The organism is Oceanobacter sp. 4_MG-2023 (assembly GCF_030689165.1).
GTDB lineage: Bacteria > Pseudomonadota > Gammaproteobacteria > Pseudomonadales > Oceanobacteraceae > Oceanobacter.
The window spans coordinates 1-25,499 of the sequence record NZ_JAUYVV010000020.1 but is presented as its reverse complement, the minus strand read 5'-3'; the positions used below and the strand labels follow the sequence as shown (position 1 = coordinate 25,499).

Genomic DNA, 25,499 nt, shown 5'->3' with positions numbered 1-25,499 from the left:
GTATTGTGTTCTGGCAAGTACTTGGCTGGCATGAATAGTGGTTTGCGAATACCGGTTTGTGGGTGGCAGTTTGTGGATACCGGTGGTCAGGTTGTTCGATGGGCACGGGCGGTGATGGCTTGCCACCAACCGCCCGGAGAATTATCCGTTTCCTCTGTTAATGCGACTCACTGTGTAACTGCTGCAGCAAGGAACGACGACTGGCAAGCCAAGCCGGTATCACTGCCGCGAGCAGGGAAATCAGCAGCAACAATCCCAGCCAGCCCAGTAACCGGGCATCGATTTTCAGCAAGGTCAGCTGGATACCTGTGATATGAGCCAGCCATTGACCAGCGGCCAGCAGGCCCAGCTGGGTTGTCAGCAATGCCAACAGCAAGGCGCTGGCGGTAATCAGCAATACTTCGATTTCAATCAGCGCAAATACGAACCAGGGGCCAGCCCCCAGTGAACGTAGCGTGCCAAGCTCCTGTTGCCGTTGCTGGATTGACACCAGCAGCAGGGTAATCATGCCCAGCATGGACGACAGCAACACCAGCGCGGCAATCGACCTCAAGCTGGTTTCGATCCAGCCCAGGTTTTCCCACAGCAAGGACAATTCGACGCCAGGCAAAATGGCCAGCAGGGCTTCGTCGTCAAATTCGTTGATCTGGCGTTGCAAGGTAAAGGTCTGGATGCGGCTGTTGAGGCCAACCAGCAGGGCGCTGATGGACTCAGGGTGTGCGCCCGGTTTGCCACCATGAATCAGGTCCATGGCATCAAGGCCAATCAGCAAGGTCTGGTCAATGGGAGTGCCGGTGGGTTGCAGCACCCCGGTAATGGTAAACGGATGGTCGGTATGGCGGCTGAAACTGGTTCGCCCCTGGCCATGAGCCAGCACCAGACTGTCGCCGAGGTCATAGCCCAGTTGTTGCGCCACCGATGAGCCAATGACCACATCGCTGGCCGTGGCAAAGCCTTGCCCATGCTGCCACTGTAGCGGGTGTTTCTGGCCATAATGAAAGTGTGTGAAAAAGTCACTGCTGGTGGCCAGTACGCGAAAGCCCCGATGAGAATCTCCCATCGACAAGGGCACGACCCAATCAACCGCAGGCTGTTGCCTGATTGTTTCAACACTGTCCCAGCTCATGTTGCGGGTCGGGCTGCCGATACCAAACAGGGAGTACAGCAGCAGGTTGCTGGAGCCGGTACGGGCACCCACGATCAGATCCACCCCGGAGACGGTGCCGGTAAAGGTATCGCGCACCTCGTGGCGAATATGTTCCACCGCCAGCAAGACGGCAAACGCCAGGGTCAGTGCCAACACAATCAGGCCGATGGTGATGCGCCGATGCCAGAGGCTCAAGCGAGCAATACGCCATAACATCTCAAATATCCTCTCTAACGACAGTAAGATCCTGCAAGGCAACCGATTGATCAAACCAGTCGGCCTGTCGGTGGTCGTGGCTGATCATGATCAGGGTGGTGTCGGGGGTCAGGTTTTGCAGCAACAAGCGAATAAAAGCAGCGGCAGAATCCTCATCCAGCGCCGAGGTGGGTTCATCGGCAAACAGCAGCAGTGGCTGGTTGATCAAGGCGCGGGCTATGGCCACCCGTTGTTGTTGACCTTGACTGAGACGGCCTGCGGTCTGATGGAACAGGTTGGCGGGCATGTCCAGTTTTTCTAGCAACTGGTAAATGTTGTTATCCAGCGCGGCGCTGGATTTTTTGGCCAGTACCGCCGCCAGGCGAATATTGTCAGCAACGGACAAATACGGCAGCAGATAAAACTGCTGCGAAATCTGGCCAATATGGCGTGCCCGGAAACTGTCCCGCTGCGAAGCCGACATGGTCTGGATGTCTTCTCCCAGGATGCGTATCTGGCCTTGTTGCGGTAACATCATGCCGGTTAACAGACGCAATAGCGTGGTTTTACCGCTGCCAGAACGACCGTGCAAAAACAGTCGTTGGCCATGATCAACCTGCCAATGGGGAATGTGTAAAGCATGCTCTGGCGGGGCGGATGGGTAGTGGAATTCAACGTCCCGTAACTCAATTGCCAGCATAGGTTTCTCTGGGGTTTGTGGTTTGTTATATAGTAACAAGCAAAGAGCATTAATTCTTCAGAGTACTGAGTACTGACTATGAATACAGGTTTGTTATCCGGCAGTTTGCTATTACTGCTCTTTATGGCTGGGTGCTCTGATTCATCTCCCGCTTCTGCAACACCCGTGGTGCAAGCCGTTAGCCAGGAGCTCCGCGAAGTGGAGTGGATCGATCTACTGCCCGAGGATGATTTGGCAGCCTTGATGGACCGCCCGGCGATACTCGACGGTATTGTGGAAGGATCGGCGGCAGATGATATGGCAAGCGGACTGGCCAGCCAGATTACCAGCGACACCTCACTGGAAGACGCCGCCCAGATGCAGCGTTATCAGGCGGCACTGGAGTCGACCCGCACGCGTGCAGAGTTGAATGGTGTCAGGGTACGGATACCGGGTTTTATTGTGCCGATCAATTTTGATGACCAACAACGGGTGATCGAATTTTTCCTGGTACCGTTTTTTGGTGCCTGTATTCATGTCCCACCCCCACCACCGAACCAGATTGTCCATGTCGAGGTGGAAGACGGATTTGTGCTGGAATCGATTTACGACCCGGTCTGGCTGGAAGGTGTTCTGTTCCTGGAGCAAAACGTCAATGGTTTGGGCCAGTCGGCCTATTCTCTCCAGTTGGAAAAGCGCGAGTTGTATTATGACTAGCGTGGTTGCTTTTTCAGATTTTTCATAAAGCCTGAAAAGTGCGGCCAAAGGTCGGCAAACAGTGGCTCGGAGCGATGTTTCATCATAACGCTGCCAAACAGCTTGATGCCCAGCCCCAAAGGCGCTGCTTGTTGCGGGCTGATATCGGATCGGTGCTGCAGTGTGTCGATAATCGTCAATAACTCATCATGGCTGGCAAAGGTAAATTCGAACGCTTGTCCGGCGGTGTCTGAACCGTCCGGGCTGATGTGATCAATGCGTATACGGTACTGGTGCGCTGCTTTCATGGTCATGATTCCGATGAACAGATGAATAAACAAGAGTTGAATTGTGGTTGTCGATGGCAGCCCTGATGGTTCAGGGCTTGTGGCCGGATCGGATGCCAGATCTAGCTTTTCAGAAAGCGTTCAAGTTTGGGTTTGATCGTCAGCGACATCATCAACATCAATACCAGCCCCAAAGGCAGGGCGGCGAGAAAACCGTCGAGCCAGCCATGCAGCAATGCTTCGTTATCCGCAAAACCAGTCGTATTGACAGCAGTACTGAAGGCCAGGATGGATTCCATCAGGCAGGCCATGATGCTTCCGGCGAGCAGGTTGCGTGTTAATTCCGTCTTGTTGGGCAGCCATAGCCCAATCAGCTTGCTGACCAAGCCCATCAGCAGAATACCTACTGGCATAATGACCAGCGCTGAGAGAAAAGCCCCTCGCCAGGCGGCCAGAAAGTCATCGGAATAACCGACGTTCATATAAGTCATGACCGCTGTCAGTGAGCCGCCAATCACACTCATGATGGCCAGGACTGTCAGTATCTTGTACAGCAGGAGCGTTTTTTCAGGTGCTGCTGCCAGAGAGTCGGGTGCCGTTCGTGTATTCATGGTGGTCTCCTGGCTTGAAGCCAGTTTCAATGTAGTTGATAATGGCAACCATATTGGTCTTTTTGGTTGATTTTGTCAACTACTTTTTAGCTGCTTGTCAGGAGTTTTCTGGTGTCAGAAGAACATTTGTCGGAAGAATATTTATTGGAGAGTCTTTTCCATCTGATGCTCGCCGTAAAACGCCAGCTGCACCAGCAGGCGGAACAACTCGATCTGGAAGTCACACCGATGCACCTCCGGGTGATCAAGATTATTGACAGAAAACAGCCTTGCACGGCGATTGATATTGCCAGCTTTCTGGGGCGGGACAAGGCTCAGGTAACGCGGCTGATTAATGCTCTGATAGATCAAGAGCTGATCAGTAAAGCGCCCAACCCCAATGACAAACGCAGTCAGTATCTGCTGACGACCGAGAGAGGGGTTGCGGTTGTGGAGGAGCTCAATCGTATGGATGAATGCATTGTGCAGCGCATGACCAAAGGTCTTCAGCCCTCAGAAAGGGCTGAATTCCAGCGGCTTGCTCGCTTGATGGCTGGTAATTTTCAGGGTGAGGAGCAGAGCTGACACCAGAGCCACCGAGGACGATGGCGTCAGCTGATGATCAGGCGGGTAGCCGGATTCAGGGCCGTGGCAGCAGGATGGGCTGGTCGCTATCGAAGCTGTCTGCGCCTTGTTGCTGTTCGGTTATCCACAGCAGCTGCAGTGTTTCGATACCGGGGAAAGTGGTGATCAGTTGGGAGTCCAGGGTGATGGCTCCGGTTGAGGGGCATTGGAAGTCCCAGACGACGGTCAGATCGCTATGGCCGTGTTCATCGTGGTCATGTTCGTCGTGGTCATGTTCGTCATGCTCATCGTGGTCATGCTCATCGTGGTCATGCTCATCGTGGTCATGTTCGTCGTGGTCATGTTCGTCGTGGTCATGTTCATCATGGTCATGCTCATCGTGGTCATGCTCATCGTGGTCATACCCGTCATGGTCTGGCCAATCAAACGACGCCTGTTGCAACTGGCACTGAGGAGCCTGAATCATTTCCGAAGTAAAACGCTGCTTGACGTTAGCCAGAGCCTGGCGCTGCTCTTCGGTATTGGCGCGACCTTCAAATCCGGCGAGGTTCATCAAGGGTGAATGTAATTCAACTTGCAGCCTGGTGTCGGACAGGGCGACTTGCAGGGTCGCGACGCCATGTTGGTGGGCGGGGGCCGCGTGCGTCAGCCAGGTGGTGGTCAGCAGTATCCCGGCGGCATAATGTAGGTGTGGTTTCATGGGTTGGCTCTCCTGTAGTTTTGTTATGGTATAACAAAACTACAGGGTGGATAACTCTTAATCCTTTAAATCCCGCTGTCCTTTTATTCGTCCTTTTATTCGTCTTTTTATAGGTTCTTTTACACGTTTTTTAATGCGCCGGTTTTTAAGGTGATCGTCGTCTGATTGGCTGGGTCAGCACGGCCCAGCAGCATCACGGCCTAGCGCTATTACCACTCACCACTGGTTGCGCTTTACGACGAGCAGCTCAACATCACCAGTCCTTTGGTGTCCGGGGCACGACGCCATTGCTCAAAACCAGGGTGTTCATCAAACGGGTTCTGCAAAATGGCGAGCCAGTCATTGAGCGGCTGGTAATCCCCTTCTTCAGCACGATCGATCAGGTGCTGGGCAACATGGGTCCGCAGGGTATAGGCCGGGTTAACGGCCAGCATGGCGCTGCGCCGGTCGGCGGCATGGCGGCTTTCCTGTTGCAGCCGTTGGCGGTATTGCGGCAGCCAGTCGTTGAGCATGATTTGCCAGGGGGCGAGGTCGAGATGGTTCAGGCCGGGTTGGCCTTCGTCATCTTGCTGGGCTTCTGACAAGGCCCGGTAGAGCGGGTTGTAATCAGCCTGATGCTGGGCCAGCAGGTTGCGCCAGCGTTGAATCAGCTCGTCATCCCCTGGCTGGGGAGTCGCCAGTCCGAGGCGGGCAGACATGCGTTGCCGATAGGCTGTTTCATAATAACCAGTGAACTGTTCCAGTGCGTCTTTCAGGTCGTCGATTGGCACCAGTGGTGTCAGTGCCTGCCCCAGTGCAGACAGGTTCCATTGGATAATACCGGGCTGCTGGTCGAAGGCGTAACGGCCTTCCTGGTCGGTGTGGTTATAGACGGCGTTTTCTTGCCAGCGATCGATAAACGCAAAAGGGCCGTGATCAAAGGTTTCGCCCAGAATCGACATGTTGTCGGTATTCATTACGCCGTGCAAAAAACCATAGGCTTGCCAACCGGCGACCATCTCGGCGCTGCGTTGGCTGATTTGCAGAAACATGGCCAGGTAAGGGTTTTCGGCCGATTGGCAGTCGGGGTAATACCGGGCGAGGCAATAGTCGGCCAGTTGTTTCAGGCCATCAAACTGGCGGGTGTAATACAGGTGTTCGAAGTGACCAAAACGGATATGGCAACGGCTGACCCGTAAGATTGTTGCCGCCAGTTCGACCCGTTCGCGCTGGATCTTCTGGCTGCTGACACAGACCGCCAAGGCCCGGGTAGAGGGGATGCCGAGGTGTGTGAGTGCTTCGCCAATCAGGTATTCCCGCAGGCTGGAGCGTAAGACCGCCCGGCCATCGCCCATGCGGGAGTAGCGGGTTTGCCCGGCACCCTTGAGATGCAGGTCCCAGTAGTCGCCATCGACGGGCAGTTCGCCCAGCAGTAGACCGCGGCCATCACCCAGTTGCGGGTTGTAGACGCCAAACTGGTGGCCGCTGTATTTCATGGCCAGTGGTTTGGCGCCTGGTGGCAAGGAGTGGCCACCGAGCCAGTCTGCCAGCGCTTGTGGGTCGAGGCTGCAGGGGTTGATCTGAAGTTGTTCGGCGACCATCGAGTTAACACTGATAATGCGGGGGTTCGGCAAGGGGGTTGGTTCGATGGCGTGATACCAGGATGCCGGCAGGTCGGCGTAATGGTTGGTCAGAGTCAGTTCGTCCAGATTTTGCCAGGTTTTCATGATGTTCTCCCCCAGGCGCTGGCCAGAATGGCCAGGCCTCGTGTGGTGTACCGGTTAGCGCGGCAGTTCAAACGGTGTCATTTGCTCACGCGGCAGGCGGTTGATGGGTTGCCAGTCTGGCACAGGGTCGCCCTGGGTAAACAGTAACCAAGGAACCTCGGCCTGTAAAATCAGGCGCTGATACAGCGCCTGGATTTCTGCCAGTGTCAGGGATTCGACTTCGCTGGCAATGGCGCGGCTGGTATCAAAACCGGTGCGCTGCAGGTCAATATCACGCCAGAACAGGTCGGCTTTTTCGCTCATGTTGCGAGCCGGTTGCAGCAACAGGTTGATCAGGCCGTCTTTGAAGGCGGCAAATTCATCATCACTCATATTGGCCAGCGAGTCTTGATAGCTGTTCCAGAAGGTCTGGCTGTGGCTGAGCAGGTCGCTGGGGGAGTGCTCCGGTGATTGTACGATAAAGACCAGTCCGGGCACGCTGCGCTGTGGATAAACGGTGGCAAAGACGATGTAACCCAGCTGCTGTTCGGTGCGCATGTACTGGTAATACGGGGCGCTGATCATCTGGCCGAGCAGGGCGATGCGGGCACGGTTGTGATCGCTGGTGTCTTGTCCCTGCAGGTACAGCACCATGACCTTGTCTTTGTGATCGAGATCGAGCGACTGCTGGAATTTACCCGCCGGGAGCTTGAGTACGGACAGCTCGGACTGTTGCTCTGGATTGGCCGGGTAGACTTCGGCTACCTGGTGGGCGACGGCTTCGGCGTCGGCCTTGCTCATGCTGCCGTGGATGTACATACGGGTGGCGGTCTGGCCTTTCAGGGCGTTGGCGAAGGCTTCGACATCGGCGCGACTGATGGAGCCCAGTTCAGCCAGCAGTTGCTGTTCGTTAAAGCTGGGGGAGTAAATCTGGCGTTTCAGCTCGGCGATGCCGCGTTCGTAGGGCTTGGCCTTGAGCTGGTTTTCCAGATTACGCTGCAGCGAGGCTTGATAGCGCTGGAACTGGTCATCGCTGATATTGACCTGTTGCATGCCTTCGAGTACCCGTTTGAGCAGCTCGGGCAGTTTATCCTGGTAGCCGGACAGCATCAGTTGCAGACCGCGAGTGTTGGCACTGAGGCCATAGCTCAGTCCGGCCAGATGTGCCGGGTAACTGTAGGTGTTCAGGGCTTCATTCACGGCGCGGGTATACAGCTGGGCCAATACCATGCCGCGTGGGGTGGCGATATCGGCGTGTTGCAGCTCCAGGGTAATGCGGCTGCGTGGTTGCAGGAACTCGTGTTCCGGGTAATACCAGAGCTGTTGTCCGGGCTGGTCGATCAGTATTTCGGGTACGGTTTGTTCTGCTTCGCTGTTGAGGCTGAAGTCTTGCGGGATAAAGGGGTTGGGCGCTGGCAGGTGAAGCTGCTCAAGACCATCGGTCGCGACGTCGGTTGCGCGATAGTTGGATGGACGAATACGCATCGGGGTGTTGTACCAGGGGTCGACCATCTCGGTGGTAACGCCAGGGGCAATCAGGGTACGCAAGACGTTATCCATGTTCAGTGCATCGAGGAAAGGAGCAAGTTCGGGTTGCGCGATAGGCCGCCATAAATAATCACCATGGATCACTTGTTCGGGCGGGTAAACCTGCAGATTGCTGCTCAGGCGTACGGCGTAGTCTGACAGGCGGCCATGTTGCTGGAAGCGGAATGACATTTCGCTCAGTTGCTGCTGTTCGGTCATCAGGTAGGCAGGAATCGGCTGCGCTTTCAGCAGGTCAACGTAGTGTTCGAGTATTTGCGTGATGTTGTCGACATGCAGCAGGCCGCTGCGGGTCAGCTCAATCTGGACGACCAGGTTGGATTCAAACCGGGTGCTGATGGAGCGTCCGGCACTGAGGCCTTCAGCCCAGCCTTTTTCTTTCAATAAGGCGAGGATGCTGCCTTCGCCTTCATGGCCAATCAGGTTGGACAGTAGCTGCAGCGGTTTGTATTGATACAGCGACTGGGTTTCTGGCATCGGGAAGGTAAATTGTAACCGGCGGATTTCTTTCACCGGCTCGATATTGACGTCGAGCGGTAACTGTTCCGGTACAAACATCGGCGGCCGTGAGTCGGCGAGCTGGATATCGCGCTTGGGGACGGTGCTGAAGTGGTTTTTGGCCCAGTCCTGCAGCTGTTGTAGCGGGTAGTTGCCTGCCAGTACCAGGGTCATCTGGTCGGCGCTGTAATGCTGTTGGTAAAACTCGATCAGGTCATCACGAATTTTGCGGTCAGGGCGATCTGACAGGGTGTCGAGATTGCCGGTCGCAAAACCAGCATAAGGGTGGGCCGGGTTCATGGCCTGTTTTTCAGCCGAGAAAATACGGCGGAAATCGTCTTTTATCTTGGCGCTGTATTCGGCATGAACGGCGTTTTTCTCACGATCGACATAGGCTTCGTCAAAGCTTGGGGATATAAAAAATGGCGCAAAACGATCCAGCGCACCACTCATGGCGTCGTTGTCGATAGAGAAAAAGTAGGTGGTTTGCTGATGAGCGGTGAAGGCATTGTGGCTGCCACCGTGGCGGCTGATAAAGGCCTGGTATTCACCTGCTTCCGGGTAAGGCTCGGTGCCCAGGAACAGCATGTGCTCCAGGAAATGCGCCAGACCTTCGCGACCGTCAGGGTCGTCACCACTGCCGGTGGCGACGGTCATGGCGGCGGCGGCCTTGTCGGTACCGGGCGTGGATACCAGCAGGACACGCAGGCCATTGTCGAGCTGGACGTATTCATATTTGAACGGGTCTGACGGGCTGACAATAGGACTGGTGTCCCCGTCTTCCCGGCAGTTCCAGGGAGTGGCGTCATTGCAGTCAGAGACGACGGCAGACGGTGGAGCAGAAGCGGGTTTGAGCATGGAATATCCGATGGCGGCCAGAACAATAACAATAAAAATCCAGTAACGGGGCGATAACATACCTGCTCCTACTACAAGTCGCGGTCAATCTGGGTGAGTTGCCTGAAGTCTGACTTCAGGCCCGTGGTCAGTGTGATGTGCCCCGGCTTTGGGCAATCGCCTGGGCATCGCCCAATGTGCTGGTGCCGGGATCCAGCTCACTAATGCGGTTAAGACGCGCGCGGCTGTCTTCCAGTTCCGTTAGTACCAGAGCAAATTGTTGCTGGAAAGCAGCATCAATGGTGCCGTATAGCTCGGAGATGGCATCCGAGCTGCTGGCGCTGGTGTTGCGCAGGGATTTCAGGCAGGCCAGAGCAATCTGGTGATAGGCTTGGTCTTTGTTCACAGGGGTTCCTCCGATTAGCCGCTCATCATACATGAGAAATCAGTCATTGATGGCAAACCAGTACAGTTGGGCGGCGTTCACTTTACGTGACAGGGCATCACCACTCATCCAGTCGATACCGCTTTGATGTGCTGCCGCCAGTGCTTCGGTCGAGTCGATGCCATGGGCATAGATAATGAGGCCATCCTGCTGCAGCCGCTGCAGTAAGGGCTGGCCTTGATGTAACGCCTGGCGGGCATGGGAGATCATGCAGGGAGGCAGGCTGAAACCGTCCACATCCATGGCCGAGAGGCTCTGATAGCCAGGCAGGCGTTGTTGATGTTGAGGGTCCGTGATTTCGAATATCAGCAGTATATCCAGTTGCCGCAATGCCTCCTCCAGCCTGGGGGTTGGTTCTTCTGGCGTCCATGGCAGAACAATACACCAGACCGGGGCTGGCTTTCCGGCCTGCTGGGGCCATGCGGCCAGGCAGCTGGTCAGGTGTTGCCTGCAGTGATCGGTAAGGTCGGCGACACGGAGAATAACGTACATCGGCTGGAGGAAATGTTGCTGCCAGGTGATGTGCATATCTTCCAGCCAGCGGTGACACAGATCGGGCTTGGCCATATATTCGGGCAGCAGCTCCAGTCCGGCGAGTGCGCCTTGGGAATCGAATATAGGGGTAGCGTGAAAATCACTTTGCTGGCGCTGTTGCGTTGGCAAGGTCGTGGCGGACAGAGCCGATTTGTACGGTTGTACCTGTTCGAGGGACGGGGTGTCGGGGCCTTCCAGCCCCAGATGCTGGCGGATATGTTTGAGTGATGTTGCTGCGTCCGGTGTGTGTTGTGTTGATTGTCCCCAGCTGCAATTAATGTCGGGGCTGAGCATGACGGCTTGCTCTTGATGCGACAGCGGCTGGCGGAACCCCTGGGCGATGGCTTGGCACAGGCCCTGGGTACAGGGGTTGGCAGGGTCGGCGATAACAGGAACCAGAAACAGATGATGTGCTGGCTGGAAGATCGGTGACGGTGAGGTAGTGGCTTCGGCAATGCGCTCGTAACAGAGGCGGCTCAAGCCAGTATCAAAGACCTGATCCGGATCGAAACTGATCAGCAGGATACAGGTGATGCCATCGGACTGGGTCAGATAGCTCTCCATCTGATTCAGCTGGTGCAGACCGGCATAACGCTGGGTGTCGTTGTCGGGATTGGTGTGTCGTTCGGTCACGCTATCGAGCAGGCTGCAGATACAGAGCCGGAAGTCATCACTGATCGAGGTTATCGCCATCCAGGTGGGCTGGATACGACGTTGCTGGACTATCAGGTTAAAGTAACCCAGCCAGGTTTGGTTGGCTTCGGTTTGACGGGTGATTTCTGCTTCCAGAGCGACCGGCATGTGGCTTATCGTGCCAGTAAACAGGTTGCGGCCGAGCAGTTGCTCTTCGTTTACCTGCAGGGCATCACAGATTGGTTGGTTGGCAAGGCGAATAACCCAGTTGCGATCTGTCAGTAATACGGGCTGCTGGGTATTGAGGGCGGACTGCAGAGAATGAGCCTGCTGCATCAGGTTGGCCTGTCGCGCGCCCTCGATAATATCACGTATCAGAACCAGGTTATTCCAGGGTGTGGCAATCAGTTTATGGATGGCACCTTGCTGGCGTGCCTGTCGCAGCCGCGCTGAATCCAGTTGGTTGGTCAGCAGGATGCGATAGCTGCCAGGGCTGATCTGCCGTGCTTGCTGGCACAGTGACAGTTCATCCAGCTCTGGTGTCTGGGAATCAATAATCAGTACGTGTACTGGGTAGCTGGCCAGATAATCAAGCGCTTCTGCTGTACCGGTTGTGGTCTGTACTGCGATGTGTTCACTGAGTAGTAATCTGGAAATTGAGTGCAAAATACCGGCTGCGTTACCAACCAATAATACCTTGAACGTCATTGTTATTCCTTTCCTGGGGCTGATCGTGTAAGAGTGCACTTTCAACTATCACGCTCCGGTGCCTTGGCGACAGCATACTGTTTCAGTCTTGCAATGGCCAAAGGCTATCTATACTGAAACCAATGTATTTATTGGTTGGGTGATGTTGTGAGAGGAAAACAGGTACTGACGACCGGTGAAGTGGCGAAATATTGTGGCGTCAACTTCAGAACGGTTATCCGCTGGATCGAGCGCGGTCATCTGGAGGCTTACAAATTGCCGGGACGAGGTGATAATCGTGTTCCTGTGGCCGGGTTTGTCCGGTTTTTGCAGAGTAACGAGATGCCTGTGCCGAATGAGTTGCAGGATCAAAGCCGCGGCTTGCTGATCCTGGCAGAACCGGAAGTGATGGCGGCGGAACTGGCTTCAGCCGCCCGGCGGGCGGGATGGGATCCACAGGTGGCTGTTGATGCGATGCAGTTTGGCTATTGCTATGCAGAGCAGATACCGGCTGCTATGGTGCTTTCCAGTGAAGTATGGATAGCTGCTGTTGATAGGATTCGCCGCGAAAACGTGTCGCAAGCAGTATTGTGTATAGTGGCAGGGGCCAATATCACAGAGAATGACAGCCATGACGGCTGGCACCGACTGTGTTGGCCAACAGAGCAGAAGCGTTTCGTTGAGTTGCTGAATATGAATGACTCGTCATGCTAGCCCAGGGTGTACCGGATAAGGGCTGGTTCTGCTTGCAAGGAGAGCTCAATAGCTCAATAAGGTGGCTATGGCAGATATTTTTTCAGAAAACAACATCGCATTATGGGTCATCCTGGTTCTGTTGGTACTGGCGGTGGTGTTGCTGCTGCGAGCAAAAAGCCGTATGCACCAACAGCTGGATGACCTGACCCAGTGTAATCAACAACTGCAACAGTGGTGGGTGCAATCCCCCAATGTGCTGGTGCGCGTCGATGCCGATGGCGTCGTGCTGGAGGCCAACCGGACTCTGGCTGGACAAACCTTGAGTCGCGGTAAAAAACTGACCAACTGGCTTCCCTTGTCCGATCGGGAAGCCTGGCTGGCGATTCTGCGCAAGGTGCTGGACAAACATGCCAGCGGCGCAGAGATGACGATGGAAGTACTATCAGCCTCGGGGCCGGTTTATTGCTGGCAGCTACAGACAGCCGCCGATCCACAAAACGATGATGAAGCCCTAGTGTATTTTCATGATATATCAGACCTGGTCCGGCAACGGCAGTCGCTGGAGAAAAGCCGCGATTATGCCGATCGTTCCAATCTGGCCAAGAGCCGTTTCCTCGCCAATATGAGCCACGAAATCCGCACCCCGATGACCGGCCTGCTGGGGATGGTGTCGTTGATGGAACAGACCCACCTCGACGAAGAACAGCGCGGATTTCAACGGGTTATCCAAAGCTCATCCGAGCATTTGCTGGCCATTATCAATGATATTCTCGATATTTCGAAAATCGATGCGGGCAAGCTCAGTATTGAAGCTGAAGTATTCGACCTGCCGGAATTGGTACAAAGCCTGTTGGAGATGGTGTCTTGCCGGGCACAGGAAAAACAGCTGGTGATGCAATCGTTTGTGGATGAAAAACTGCCCTCGCAGTTGATCGGCGACCCGGTACGGATTCGTCAGGTACTGATGAATTATCTTAATAACGCCATCAAATTCACCGAGTCCGGCCATGTATTGCTGCGGGTGGTCAAAGTCCGCAACATGGTGAGTGAAGTGCAGCTGAGATTTTCGGTTGAGGATTCCGGTATTGGTATTAGCGCCAGCAAAGTGGTGGCTCTGTTTGAGGAATACAGCTTTGTGCATGGCCGGATTTCAGTTGAAGCCGGTGGTACCGGGCTGGGGTTAAGCATCTGTCGGCGGCTGGCCCAGCTGATGGGTGGGCATGTCGGGGTCGTCAGCACCCCTGGTGTCGGTTCCAATTTCTGGTTCGACGTGACCTTGCCGGTCGCTGTAACAGCGCTGGAAAACGACGGTGCGATTCCGTTGTTGGGCGAACAAACCCTGTGGGTCTGTGATGAGCTGCAAGTGAACCGTACCTTGCTGATGTCTATTGCTCGTCAACTGGGCATGGTGTACCGGGAGTTTGACCGGGTCTCGGATTTGCTGCTTGCCCTGGAGGAAACACAACCCACCATTCTGGTGATGGCCTACCGCACCTGGCAAGAAGGTGACGATTATCTGCGTCAACTGCTGGCCGACACACCGATACGATTGGCCCTGTCCTCCATGGATGTACTGACCACGGGGCGTGATGAACTGCTGGCGCAAGGTGTGGGTGCACACTGGGACTGGCCAATCAGTCAGAGCAACCTGCGTGATTTGTTGGGACGTTTGTTACAGCAGCCCGCCCGACCACAATTGATGATTACCCGCACCAATCGTTATCAGGGAACGGGGATCGCGATTGCTGAAGAAAACACCCTGCTGAAAAACTGTCGGGTACTGTTGGCAGAAGACAATGGCGTCAACCAAAAGGTCGCCTCCCAGATGCTGATACACCTCGGCTGCGTTGTCACCTTGGCCAACAATGGCCGCGAAGCCGTGGAAAAAAGCGCCAGCGGAGAGTTCGATCTGATCCTGATGGACTGTCATATGCCGGTATTGGACGGCCTCGCCGCCTGTCGCGAAATTCGCCAGCGTGAGCAGCAACAGCAGCTTCCGGCGGTACTGATTGTGGCGTTGTCTGCTGATGTGATGGTTGACCGGAAAGAAGAGTGCGAAGCCGCCGGTATGAATGGTTATCTGGCCAAGCCCGTCCGGCTGGAAGATCTGCGCCGGGAGTTGCCCATGTTCCTGGCACTGTCGAACAACGACCTGGGGCCGGCAGCGGTAACGCCGGATTCATAACGCCGGTTTGTACTTCCGGGGGCTTGCTCCGGCCGCGTTGGCTGACCTGGTATCAGAGTGCGCTGCCGTGAGGGATATAGCGGTTATCCGTCAGAGCCTTGATCGCCCGGACCTGTTCCTTGCTGGCGGGGGTACCCTGTTTTTTCAGATAACGGAAGATCCAGATCGCCGGGTTGCTGCTGCCGCAGTGCCAGCCTTCCAATTGTTGTTCAGCGCTGGCAAAAAAAGCCGCCAGTGGCAGTAACTGATCGGTGTCCATTGCCGTCAGGGCCGCTTGCCAGGCCGCCTCATCCAGCTTGATCCAGGATTGCACGGTTTTCAGCGCCCCGGCGTCCAGTTGATCGCTGTTAATGACCGTGGCTTCCTGGGCTGTGGGTAGAGCCGCAAGCAATTGCTGCAGCGTGTCGGAATCCGGTGTGCCGGTTTGGCTGGAAGCCGGTTGCCACTGCTCAATCATCGGGTATCTCCTCAAAAATCGTCAGTACGGTGTACTGAGCTGAAATTTTATGGGCTTAACGGTACCACATCCGGCAATGTGCCTTAACAGAAACACTTTGTTCAGGCATCATCCCCGCGCCTTTCATTGTTGAATCCAGATAAGCCAATGCCTGATCGTTACGCTGATATCCGCCCCTACCAGGATGATGAAGTTGCCGCTGTACTTGAGCGAGTGAGTCAATCCGACACCTTGCACCGGGCGCTGTTGAAATACCGCCTGCCCATGTTGCCGCACTGGTTGCGGGAGTGGCTGCTGCCAGTGGCGCGCTACCTGCTGGATCGCCAGTTGGCGAATGTGAATACCGTGCACGACTTCCAGATGTGGATGGAAGGCTGGGTCGAGCGGTTACTGGCCAAAACCACCACCGACGTTGTGGTACGGGGGCTGGATAGCATGTCTCCGGATCAGGGGCATCTCTGGATTTCCAATCATCGCGATATTGCCATGGACCCAACGCTGATCAACTACTCGTTGTATCAGGCCGGCTGGCCAACCAGTCGCATTGCGATTGGTGATAATTTGCTCAGCCATCCGGATATTGCCGACGTGATGCGGCTTAATAAATCCTTCATTGTTCGACGAAACATTACCAATAAACGCGAAAAGCTGACGGCACTGCAGCAATTGTCGGGCTATATTCGCTATTCGCTGGCACAGCGTGAATCGGTCTGGATTGCCCAGCGGGAAGGCCGCGCCAAAAACGGCGTCGACCTGACCGACAAAGCGGTACTGAAAATGCTGGCATTAAACGGCCGGGAACATAAAGAAACCTTTGCCGAGACCCTGTCGGCCTTGCGTCCGGTGCCTGTGTGTATTCAATACGAGTGGGACCCCTGTGATCTGATGAAAGCCAGAGAGCTGGTGGCTCGGGCGAAATACGGCAGTTACAGCAAGGAAGAAGGGGAAGATACCCGTAGTTTGTTGACCGGTATCGTGGGCCAGAAAGGCACGATCCATGTGGATTTTGGCCAACCGCTGAGTGACGACGATCTTGCCAGTGCCGAAACCATGGCGGCCGCGATTGATCGCCAGATCCGGGATATGACCGAAATCCTGCCCGTGCATCATGCCGCCGTGCGCCTGTTACAGCAGCGTTTTTCCTGCTATCTGCAGGCCCGGGCCGGTGACAGCAGTCGCCAGATCCAGGATACCTTGTGGCAACGGATTGAAGGCGAAGCACAAGACGTACAAAAGCAGGTTCTGACTGGTTACGCCATGCCGATTCTGCTGCAACAAAATATGGCCGATGGTTGATGGTTAAGACCCCGGCGTAACGGGGGTCGCTCTAACCTGACTGAACGGGTTGTTCCGTTGGTTACTGACCCGATGACAGAGAATTTGAACCTATGCGTTGGATAATACGGTTGATATTGCCGCTGATGGCCCTGGCACTGTCAGGCTGCCTGGAGCTGGGGCGAACCTGGGATGACCAGGTAGAAACCCGGCTGGTTGATTATTACAAAGAGCAATGCGACTCCGATAGCACCTCGCTTTGCTTCCGCATTCGGGAAGACAGCAGCGACAGCTGGGAAGTTGTCGAGGAATCGTTCAGCGGCTTTGATGACTTCGTCTGGGGCAACCGTTATGAAGTCTACGTCACCGTCTCGTTTGATGATGATGGCGACCCCAGCAGTTATGTTTTCAACAGCATTATTTCTACCGAAGCGGTTGATGACAGCGAAGATACCTTCTCCATATCGTTATACACCGACGTTGGCATTCTGTATGAACTGGATGACGCCACCTGGGAGCTGGCCAGCGAGATCGACTTTGCCTGTAACGAAGCCTGTGATGACCTGACCGCTGCGGTGGCCAACAGCTATGTAACCCAGCTGGAGTTCAGTGTCGACGATGAAGGCACCATTGCGCTGGAATACGTGCTGTGCTCTGCCGCCGAAGACGACTTTGACAGCACGTGCGAAGGTGACAGCGATGCCTCCTGGTATATCGGTTGGTTCCAGAGTGACTGTGGTCTGGCCGATGCCGCCATGTGTCTGCTGTACAAGGTAAACAGCTCCGATGAATACGAGCTGCTGCAACTGGAAGACGATATCGATGGTTTTACTCCGGTATGGGGTGAGCGTCCTTATATTGATGTGGTGGTGACCACCAGTGATGGCGGCAGCATTACCGCTGTTGAACTGGATGAGGATGACAGCAGCCCGGATGACCGCATCGGCAGCAGCTACGATTTCAAGATGATTGTGCGTGGCAGTGAACTGTCCGAAAGCAGTGGCGGTTCCATCGACCTGTACGACAGCGCCCCGGATCTGGATTGCAGCAGCTTCAGTCAGTGTAGTGATCTGAACGATGCCATTGACGATGATGACTGGATGCTGATCGAAGGTTATTACGATGGTATTGATATTGTGGTGACCGATCTGGAATGCAGTCGATCAAGCCTGTCGTCTTTCCGTAGTAACTGTACCGATGACGACGATGATGTGAACTGGGGTATCTGATTGCCCGGTGGGCCTGTGGCTAGTCAGGGCACAGGCCCGGAACGCTGCTGGTTGCTGCTGGTTGCTGCTGGTTGCGCCATTCTTTGCCAACTCATAGATACCGCCAGTTCAGCGATAGCGCCTGGTACTGACGGTTTCTTTTGTTCCCAGTCTGGATATACTGTACAAAATCCCAGTTATACAGACATTCCATGCGCCTGTTTATTGCTGAAAAACCTTCCCTTGGTCGCGCCATTGCGGCGGTACTGCCCAAGCCTCACCAAAAAGGTGAAGGCTTTGTGCGCGCTGCCAATGGCGATGTGGTTAGCTGGTGTATCGGCCATTTGCTCGAACAGGCCGAGCCTGAAGCCTACAACCCGGCCTTCAAACAGTGGCGGCTGGATGTCTTGCCAATTGTACCTGACAGCTGGCAACTGCAACCCAAAAGCCAGACCCGCAAACAACTGACGGTGCTACGCAAACTGGTAAAAGAAGCCAGTCAGCTGGTGCACGCCGGTGACCCGGATCGCGAAGGACAACTGCTGGTGGATGAAGTGATCAGCTACCTGAATGTTCCGAGTGCCAAGCGCCAGAACATGCAACGTTTGCTGGTCAGTGATCTCAACCCCAAGGCCGTAAGCCGGGCGCTGACGCAACTGCGTTCCAACCAGGAGTTTATACCGCTGTCGACTTCGGCCCTGGCGCGCAGCCGGGCGGACTGGCTGTATGGCATCAACCTGACGCGGGCCTGTACCCTCAAGGGGCAGCAAGGAGGGTTAAAACAAGTACTGTCGGTCGGTCGGGTGCAAACCCCGATTCTTGGTCTGGTGGTACGACGGGATGAAGAAATCCGGCAATTTGTCTCCCGGCCCTTTTATGAAGTCTGTGCGGCGATTCATCTGCAGGCCGACCAGCCACTGTGCTTTTATGCCAGCTGGCAACCCAGTGATGCCTGTGCCAGTCATCAGGACGAAGAAGGCCGGGTACTGAATCCCCGGCTGGCCAACAACGTCGCCACCCGTATCCGGCAACAGGAAGCGCGGGTTACTGCGACGGATCGCAAGGAAAAACAGCAAGCCGCGCCCTTGCCTTACAACTTGTCGGCCCTGCAGATCGATGCTGCCAAAGCCTTTGGCCTGAGCGCCAAACACGTGCTCGACGGCTGCCAGTCGTTGTACGAAAAATATCAGCTGATCACCTATCCCCGTTCCGATTGCCGTTACTTGCCGATGGATCACTACAGTCGCCGGGAAGCGGTGATTCAGGCGATTGGGCAACATCAGCCCGAGCTGGCCAGCGTGGTGCAGGGAGCCAATCTGGGGCTACGCTCGAAAGCCTGGAACGACCGCAAGGTCGAAGCCCACCACGCCATTATTCCGACCGAAAAAACCACCGGAGCAGATCGTCTGACGCTGACGGAAAAACAGCTCTACAGCCTGATTGCACGGCAGTATCTGCTGCAGTTTTATCCCCCATATCGCTACGCGGATCGCCGGATCGAACTGGAAATTGCCGGTGGCCGGTTTGTCGCCAACGAACGCGAGAACCTGGAACCTGGCTGGAAAGCCGCCATGCCACCTGGCAAACAGCGGCCAGCTGCAGACGGGCCAGATTCACAATCGCAGCCATTACCGGCGTTATCTCCGGGTCAGCTGGTCTGGAGTGGCGAGCCAAGGGTTGATGAAAAACACACCCAGCCTCCGGCGCATTTTTCCGATGCCAGCTTGTTGGCGGCGATGACGGGCATCAACCGTTTTGTCAAAGACCGGCAGCTGAGAAAAATCCTCAAGGACACCGACGGCCTCGGCACCGAAGCCACCCGGGCCAGCATTATCGAACTGCTGTTCAAACGCGGTTTTTTACACCGCGAAGGCAAAAGTATCCTGGCGACGCCACTGGGGTGTGCGCTGATCAATACCTTGCCAGAAAGCACCACAGTGCCGGATATGACCGCGCACTGGGAGCGTCAGCTTAACGATATCAGCGAACGAGCGCTGAAATATGACGGTTTTATGCAGCCCTTGCTGGAGCAGCTGCACAACCTGGTCGGCCAGGCTTGCCAGCTGAATACCCAGGCGTTCAGTGGGCTACCAAGCCATAGCCCGGTCAAGGGTAAATCCCGTCGTCCCCAGCAGCGTCGGGCAGGCACCGGCAAGTCTCGCAAGAGCAGCTCGACAGGTCGCCGCCGTCAAGCAGACTGAACGGATCGTGCCCTGATACCGAGTGCTACCAATAGCCGTCTGGTATCCGACAATCTTTTCTACTTATACTGCAGGCCCTCCATAAAGGAGGGACTTTGGGGGTGGTATGTCCATTTTGATCGACACGGTTTTTCCGATCTTTCTGATTATTCTGGTTGGTTTTCTGGCCGGAAAATTCAGAATCTGTGGTGGCGATGCGGCCAAGGTCCTGAATGATTTTGTCTTCTGGTTTGCCATGCCATGCCTGCTGTTCAAGGCCATGGTGGTGGTTGATCCGGCCGAGCTGCTGAATCTGGACTACCTGATCCTGATTGCGATCAGCGCCATTCTGACCATGGCGGTTGGGGTCTTGATGGCGAAATATCTGCTGGGTAAACGGCTGGATAGCAGCGCCTTGCTGGGGCTGAATGCGGCCTATGGCAACACCGGTTACCTCGGAATTCCGCTGGCGTTTGCGAGTTTTGGAGATGCCGCCAGTGTGCCGGTGATCCTGTATGTGGTGGTCGGGTCACTGCTAACCGTGACCATTGCCATCATCATGATTGAACTGGATAACAAGGTGGCGGCCAGCCCGGCGCAAATTACCATGGATATTGGTAAAGCCGTGTGTAAAAACCCGATGTTACTGTCGCCACTGGCGGGCATTCTGTATGCCATGTTGCCAGTGGAATTGCCTTCCATGGTATTTAACTTCTGCGATATGTTGGGCGATGCCGCGGGGCCGTGTGCGTTGTTTTCGCTGGGGTTGTTTCTGGTTGGCAAACCCCTGTTTGGGGATATTTCTGCCATTTCAACGACGGCATTACTGAAACTGTTGGGGCAACCCTTGCTGACCTGGTTTTTGGCCAGTTATGTCTTTTCGTTGTCGCCGCTCTGGACCAGTGTGGCAATCCTGATGGCCAGCACCCCAACAGGGGCGGGCAGTTTTGTATTGGCACAAAAGTACAATATTTTTGTGCAGGAAACCTCGACCACCATTATCTGGACCTCGATGGTGTCGCTCTTCACCATCAGCTGGGTGCTCAGCTCCGGTCTCTAGGCGAGCGGATGCCCAGTTGAGACTCTTTGCCGGTTTGTCCGGTTTTCCTGATTCGTCTGACCCTGGTAAATAGCGTGAACGGTCTTCCTCGGCGTGTCATCAGGCTTCGTTCCGTGTGAACCAATTCACAATATCTGCATAAATCTCTCTCCTTGTTTTTTATGAACTATCCTCAAAACGTGCCTGTCTAGCCGATAACCACGCATTTGTCACCCCTGATTGTCATGAAATACCCCTTTAGAGGTGACTCTAACGGGGCAATGTCGATATCTATGGTTGTTTGTAGACTGATGATGATTTGCTGACGGTTAATTGCAAACTTGTCAATAAGATTTCTGCCACGAACCAATGAGTGCAGTGGCGATATTGATACAGGATGTGCTGAAGCTCAGGTGCTGTTTGATTTTCATGGTTTGAATTGTTTGATTAAGAGGTAATGGATGAAAGTTATTTCCCGTTGTGCGTTGGTATGGCTGCTGGCATTGACTGGCCATGTAGAAGCGGCGACCGAAAAACAGTGCGAAACCGTACGAATTGGTGTGGTGGACTGGACTGACTTGCATGTAGTGAATGGCATTGCCCAGTCACTGCTGGAAAAACTGGGTTATCGGGTAGAGCTGAGTATGCAGCCTGCGACCCCGGAAGTCTTTAACCAGATGAAGCAGCGTAATATCGATGTATTCATGGGGTATTGGACACCGGCCATGGTCGAAGTGGCCGCTCCCTATTATGGTCAGCAAGAGGTCAGCACCCTGACCGCCAATCTGGATGAAGCCCTCTGGACCCTGGCTGTCCCTGAATACGTATATAACCAGGGTGTGCGTGACTTTGCCGATATCGCCCGTTTTCACGACAAATTTGGAGGGCGTATTTACGGTCTGGAAAAAGGCAGCAGTGGTAACGAAGCCATTCACGACATGATTAATGCCGATGCCTTTGGCCTGAAAGATTTTGATCTGATCGAAACGTCAGAACGACTGATGATGGCCCAGGTGAATGGCCGCGTCCGCAAGGGCGAGTGGATTGTCTTTATGGGCTGGAAGCCGCACCCAATGAACCAGCAGTTTGCCATTCGCTATCTCAGCGGCGGGGACGACTACTTTGGCCCGGATTACGGCAAGGCCACGGTAAACACCAGTATCCGCAAAGGGTTGGAGCAAGAATGTCCTAACCTGGCCCAATTCTTCAGCAATCTGAAATTCAAGGCCGCGCTGGAAGAAGAAATCATGCAAAAAACCAGCAATGAATTTGTACCGGTGGATCGTGCCGTGCGGATGTGGATGCACAGCAACCCGGGTCAGGTCAGCGCCTGGTTGCAAGGGGTCAAAACCCTGGATGGCCAGTCGGTTGATCCTCGTGCCATTGCCGAAGATATGGAATTGACCTTCGGTCGCTAGTGGCCGATCGGTAGCAGTTGGGTCGCTAGCAGTTCTAGCAGTTGGGCTGATAGCGACCGGGCCGAGATGCCAGCCCGGCTGGCTCTCGAACTTTATTGGCGTTTTTTCATGCGGTAGGCCAGTGCCGGGCGTGTCAGCCCCAGCTGTTTTGCTGCTTCAGTAACGACGCCCTCGCTGTTTTTCAGCGCCTTGTCGATCATCAGGGTTTCCAGCTCATCCAGACTGGTACCGGATGAGATAAGAATGTCAGCCAGCTGGTCGGTCGATAATCCCGGTATCAGGTTGCTCGCGTCACCTTCCGGGGAGGTAATTTTACCCTGGTGATTAATGATATTAAGCGGGTGTGTCGGCTCCGTCAGTGATGGAAACAGATGCTCCAGCTCGATTACTCGGTGGTTGTCCGTCAGGATAACACCGCGTTCGATCATGTTTTCCAGTTCGCGGACGTTACCTGGCCAGCTGTAGTCGGCCAGCATCGACATGGCGCGGTCAGTCAGGCCGATGATTTTCTTGTTGTATTCGCGCTGGTAGCGGTCGAGAAAATGCTCGACCAGCAGCGGAATATCCTCCCTGCGCTCACGCAAGGGTGGGATACGGATCGGCAGCACATTCAGACGGAAGAACAGATCTGCCCGAAAGCGTCCGTCTTGGACGGCCTGTTGTAAATCTTCGTTGGTGGCGGCTACGACACGTACGTCTATTTTACGGGTCATGGTATCGCCCACCCGTTCCAGTTCACCTTCTTGCAGGACTCGCAGCAGCGTGGCTTGTGCGCGGGGCGTCAGTTCAGCCACCTCATCAAGAAAAATGGTGCCATAGTCCGCCCGTTCAAACTTGCCTTTGCGTGACTGGTGCGCTCCGGTGAAGGCTCCTTTTTCAACCCCGAATAACTCGGACTCAATCAGGTCTGGTGGGATGCAGGCGCAGTTGACGGCGACAAAAGGTTGCTCGGCCCGGTCACTGAGGCGATGGATATTACGCGCCTGGACTTCCTTGCCGACACCGGTTTCACCCAGCAACAGCACGCTTACCTTGCTGGCTGCCGCCCGGCTGATCATATCGCAGGCCTGTTTGAAGGCCGGGGAGTTGCCGACAGCGGAAAAGGGTGTCCAGTCAGCCTGAGCCTGGGCTTCGTAGCGGCTTTTTAATTCGGTGTATTCGTGCTGCAGCAGCTCCAGTTCGTCGATTAATGGACTGGGGCGGAGGTATTTCTCCAGTGCTTCGCGGTCGGGCCATTCATGGGCCGGGCGGCCGATATTAACGCAATGACTGTCACCACAGGCGCAGCACTGGGTTTCCTTGAACAGAATCTGTCGTCCCATATAGTAACTGGTGTAGCCACTGGCATAGCCGAGCAGAGTCCAGCACACGGCTTCTTTGCTGGGGCCAATCTCCTGCAGGTGCTGCTCTGCTTCCCAGGAGTGATGCCAGTCAAATTCGCCGTAATAGGCACCGCTGGCCATATCAAATTCCAGCCGGATCGGCGTCACTTTGACCTTGCCTTCCAGCTTGTGCAGCTGTGGCCCGACAACAAAAGAATCCTGGGTACTGAGATCGGGGCGCAAGCGTTTGGCCAGCTCGGCATCAAGGCGGCCAGAGGCATAACCAAAACGCATCAGCACCCCCTTGGCCCGCTCCCAGCCAAGAATATCAATCAGATCCTTGCGTAACTGGCCAAACACTGCGGCATGGGTCAGCAGCATGCGATTTTCGTGCAGCCAGATATGGCCACTATCCGGGTCGAAGCGCAGTTGATGAATCAGGTCATCATCGCTGGGAGTGGGTAACGGTGTGCGATGGCTCATGGCGGCTTGGCTCATTGTTATTATCTTTTTGTAAGCAGTAATCTGCTTGATCATATAGTCAATTGCATAGATCACAATCACCATATCATTAACTACAAACGGGATCTGGTCGTCCCGCTGTTGGGCTGAAACGTGGTTTAACGAACAGTCTTTCTCTAAAAAATCGTTTAAAAACAATGGCTTGAATTTTCAGTGCAGACGCAAAGTCCAGTTTGATGCGCTGGCATGGCCATTGCTCTTACCTGTTATGTGATGAGATAACAGTCAGGTCGGTTATGTGTTTGTTCTTCATATGCACCAACCGGATGAACAGGCTTAACACATTTCTTGCTGGTGCCACCAAATTCAATACCGGTGGAATCCGCTGTTTGATCGAAAACAAATAACAATAAAACAGGAAATAGCTATGAAATACGGTGTAATGCGTCCTGGACATGTCCAGATTCGGGTTCTCGATATGGCAGATGCCCTGAAGCACTATTGTGACTTGATGGGATTGATTGAAACCGGCCGTGATGATCAGGGACGTGTTTATCTGAAAGCCTGGTCAGAAGTAGACAAGTATTCAGTGGTGCTGCGGGAAGCAGACGAAGCGGGGATGGATTTTTTTGGTTTCAAGGTAGTGTCTGAAGCAATGCTCGATCTGCTGCGCGGACGACTGGTCGAGTATGGCGTGGAAGTTGAAGATATTGCCGCTGACGACCTGCAAGACTGTGGCCGCAGGGTACGTTTTGTGGTGCCAACCGGTCATTCCTTCGAATTGTTTGCTACCAAGGAACAAACCGGCAAATGGGGCATTTCCAATATCAACCCGGAAGCCTGGCCTCGTGGTCTGAGTGGTATGGGCGTGGTGCGGTTTGACCATTGCCTGCTGTATGGCCCGGATGTTCCAGCCACGGCAAAACTGTTCGAGGAAGTGCTGGGCTTTGGTATGGCTGAGCAGGTCGTGGCACCGGATGAAGACAAAACCCTGATCGCTGCGTTTCTGAGCTGTGGCATGAAGGCGCATGATATAGCCTTTATTGAAAACCCCGAGCCAGGCCAGTTCCATCACTCGTCTTATTATCTGGAAACCTGGGAAGACGTGCTGCGTGCTGCAGACCTGATCTCCATGACCGATACCCCGATCGATATTGGCCCAACCCGCCACGGGCTGACTAACGGTCGTACGATCTATTTCTTTGACCCTTCCGGCAATCGCACCGAAGTGTTTGCCAACGGTAACTACCACTATCCGGACCACGAGCCGGTTACCTGGACTGCGGATCAACTGGGCAAGGCGATTTTCTATCATGATCGTGTTCTGAACGAACGCTTCTTGACCGTTACTACCTGATCAGCAATAAAACGTGGCACCACACGCTGTTGTGGTGTTACGTCTGTTTTGTTGATCGATACCAGGGGAACAAGGCGATAGGGGACATCTATTTAATCCTGCACGGCTCTGCGCGAGTGTTGCCGTTGTTCAGGGCAAGGCGACGAATGCAGTGAAA

21 protein-coding genes are annotated in these 25,499 nt (G+C 54.7%); 10 read left to right on the top strand and 11 right to left on the bottom strand.

Annotated features, from left to right (window positions below; all coding sequences use genetic code 11):
• Positions 1-157: 157 nt before the first annotated feature.
• Both Q8W24_RS13165 and Q8W24_RS13160 read right to left on the bottom strand, forming a co-directional pair.
• Positions 158-1,363: an ABC transporter permease gene (locus Q8W24_RS13165; protein WP_305452175.1), complete on the bottom strand. Its 1,206-nt coding sequence runs from the start codon at positions 1,361-1,363 to the stop codon at positions 158-160.
• Position 1,364: 1 nt separating this feature from the next.
• A complete protein-coding gene (locus Q8W24_RS13160) occupies positions 1,365-2,042 on the bottom strand; it encodes an ABC transporter ATP-binding protein (protein ID WP_305475565.1) in 678 nt (225 codons plus the stop codon).
• A gap of 78 nt (positions 2,043-2,120) precedes the next feature.
• Here Q8W24_RS13160 and Q8W24_RS13155 point away from each other — a divergent pair, with 78 nt between their 5' ends.
• Entirely contained in the window at positions 2,121-2,738 is a 618-nt protein-coding gene (locus Q8W24_RS13155) for a DUF3299 domain-containing protein (RefSeq protein WP_305415083.1), read from the top strand.
• Here Q8W24_RS13155 and Q8W24_RS13150 read toward each other — a convergent pair.
• Positions 2,735-3,025, bottom strand: a complete 291-nt coding sequence (locus tag Q8W24_RS13150; protein WP_303433279.1) for a DUF3861 domain-containing protein — start codon at positions 3,023-3,025, stop codon at positions 2,735-2,737. The two genes, Q8W24_RS13155 and Q8W24_RS13150, sit on opposite strands and share 4 nt — an antisense overlap.
• Positions 3,026-3,126: 101 nt before the next feature.
• Positions 3,127-3,615 carry a DUF2798 domain-containing protein gene (locus Q8W24_RS13145; protein WP_303433280.1) on the bottom strand — a complete coding sequence of 163 codons (489 nt, stop codon included), beginning with the start codon at positions 3,613-3,615 and terminating at the stop codon, positions 3,127-3,129.
• Between the two features lie 111 nt (positions 3,616-3,726).
• On the opposite strand from Q8W24_RS13145, the gene Q8W24_RS13140 reads away from it, so the two are divergent.
• The gene (locus Q8W24_RS13140) at positions 3,727-4,179 is read left to right on the top strand and encodes a MarR family winged helix-turn-helix transcriptional regulator (RefSeq protein WP_305415085.1); all 453 of its coding nucleotides are present in this window, start codon (positions 3,727-3,729) and stop codon (positions 4,177-4,179) included.
• Positions 4,180-4,234: 55 nt separating this feature from the next.
• Here the strand turns inward: Q8W24_RS13140 and Q8W24_RS13135 are convergent, their stop codons facing one another.
• From Q8W24_RS13135 to Q8W24_RS13115, 5 genes are all read right to left on the bottom strand, one after another.
• Complete coding sequence (locus Q8W24_RS13135; protein ID WP_305475563.1) at positions 4,235-4,879, bottom strand: DUF2796 domain-containing protein; 645 nt, start codon at positions 4,877-4,879, stop codon at positions 4,235-4,237.
• Between the two features lie 233 nt (positions 4,880-5,112).
• A complete protein-coding gene (locus Q8W24_RS13130; RefSeq protein WP_305475561.1) occupies positions 5,113-6,585 on the bottom strand; it encodes a YdiU family protein in 1,473 nt (490 codons plus the stop codon).
• 54 nt (positions 6,586-6,639) lie between these two features.
• Positions 6,640-9,525, bottom strand: coding sequence for an insulinase family protein (locus Q8W24_RS13125; RefSeq protein ID WP_305475559.1), 2,886 nt, complete (start codon positions 9,523-9,525; stop codon positions 6,640-6,642).
• Between the two features lie 67 nt (positions 9,526-9,592).
• Positions 9,593-9,850, bottom strand: coding sequence for a hypothetical protein (locus Q8W24_RS13120; RefSeq protein ID WP_303433285.1), 258 nt, complete (start codon positions 9,848-9,850; stop codon positions 9,593-9,595).
• A 39-nt stretch (positions 9,851-9,889) separates the two neighbouring features.
• The gene (locus Q8W24_RS13115) at positions 9,890-11,764 is read right to left on the bottom strand and encodes a response regulator (RefSeq protein ID WP_305475557.1); all 1,875 of its coding nucleotides are present in this window, start codon (positions 11,762-11,764) and stop codon (positions 9,890-9,892) included.
• A 147-nt stretch (positions 11,765-11,911) separates the two neighbouring features.
• Here Q8W24_RS13115 and Q8W24_RS13110 point away from each other — a divergent pair, with 147 nt between their 5' ends.
• Together Q8W24_RS13110 and Q8W24_RS13105 are read left to right on the top strand one after the other, a co-directional pair.
• Positions 11,912-12,457 carry a helix-turn-helix domain-containing protein gene (locus Q8W24_RS13110; RefSeq protein ID WP_305475555.1) on the top strand — a complete coding sequence of 182 codons (546 nt, stop codon included), beginning with the start codon at positions 11,912-11,914 and terminating at the stop codon, positions 12,455-12,457.
• 67 nt (positions 12,458-12,524) lie between these two features.
• Positions 12,525-14,624 (top strand): ATP-binding protein, encoded by a 2,100-nt coding sequence (locus Q8W24_RS13105; protein ID WP_305475553.1) that lies wholly within the window; start codon positions 12,525-12,527, stop codon positions 14,622-14,624.
• Between the two features lie 52 nt (positions 14,625-14,676).
• Here Q8W24_RS13105 and Q8W24_RS13100 read toward each other — a convergent pair whose 3' ends face one another.
• Complete coding sequence (locus Q8W24_RS13100) at positions 14,677-15,081, bottom strand: hypothetical protein (protein WP_305415091.1); 405 nt, start codon at positions 15,079-15,081, stop codon at positions 14,677-14,679.
• Between the two features lie 147 nt (positions 15,082-15,228).
• Between Q8W24_RS13100 and Q8W24_RS13095 the strand changes: the two genes are divergently transcribed.
• The 5 genes from Q8W24_RS13095 (at position 15,229) to Q8W24_RS13075 (ending at position 22,201) form a co-directional block, all read left to right on the top strand.
• Positions 15,229-16,377, top strand: coding sequence for a 1-acyl-sn-glycerol-3-phosphate acyltransferase (locus Q8W24_RS13095; protein WP_303433290.1), 1,149 nt, complete (start codon positions 15,229-15,231; stop codon positions 16,375-16,377).
• 92 nt (positions 16,378-16,469) lie between these two features.
• Positions 16,470-17,585 carry a hypothetical protein gene (locus tag Q8W24_RS13090; RefSeq protein ID WP_303433291.1) on the top strand — a complete coding sequence of 372 codons (1,116 nt, stop codon included), beginning with the start codon at positions 16,470-16,472 and terminating at the stop codon, positions 17,583-17,585.
• A 191-nt stretch (positions 17,586-17,776) separates the two neighbouring features.
• Entirely contained in the window at positions 17,777-19,765 is a 1,989-nt protein-coding gene (locus Q8W24_RS13085) for a DNA topoisomerase III (protein ID WP_305475551.1), read from the top strand.
• A 106-nt stretch (positions 19,766-19,871) separates the two neighbouring features.
• On the top strand, positions 19,872-20,804 hold the full coding sequence (locus tag Q8W24_RS13080) for an AEC family transporter (protein ID WP_303433293.1): 933 nt from the start codon (positions 19,872-19,874) through the stop codon (positions 20,802-20,804).
• 440 nt (positions 20,805-21,244) lie between these two features.
• Entirely contained in the window at positions 21,245-22,201 is a 957-nt protein-coding gene (locus Q8W24_RS13075) for a glycine betaine ABC transporter substrate-binding protein (protein ID WP_303433294.1), read from the top strand.
• 92 nt (positions 22,202-22,293) lie between these two features.
• Here Q8W24_RS13075 and Q8W24_RS13070 read toward each other — a convergent pair whose 3' ends face one another.
• A complete protein-coding gene (locus tag Q8W24_RS13070; RefSeq protein ID WP_303433295.1) occupies positions 22,294-24,021 on the bottom strand; it encodes a sigma-54-dependent Fis family transcriptional regulator in 1,728 nt (575 codons plus the stop codon).
• A 391-nt stretch (positions 24,022-24,412) separates the two neighbouring features.
• On the opposite strand from Q8W24_RS13070, the gene Q8W24_RS13065 reads away from it, so the two are divergent.
• Complete coding sequence (locus Q8W24_RS13065; protein ID WP_303433296.1) at positions 24,413-25,342, top strand: catechol 2,3-dioxygenase; 930 nt, start codon at positions 24,413-24,415, stop codon at positions 25,340-25,342.
• Positions 25,343-25,499: the final 157 nt, after the last annotated feature.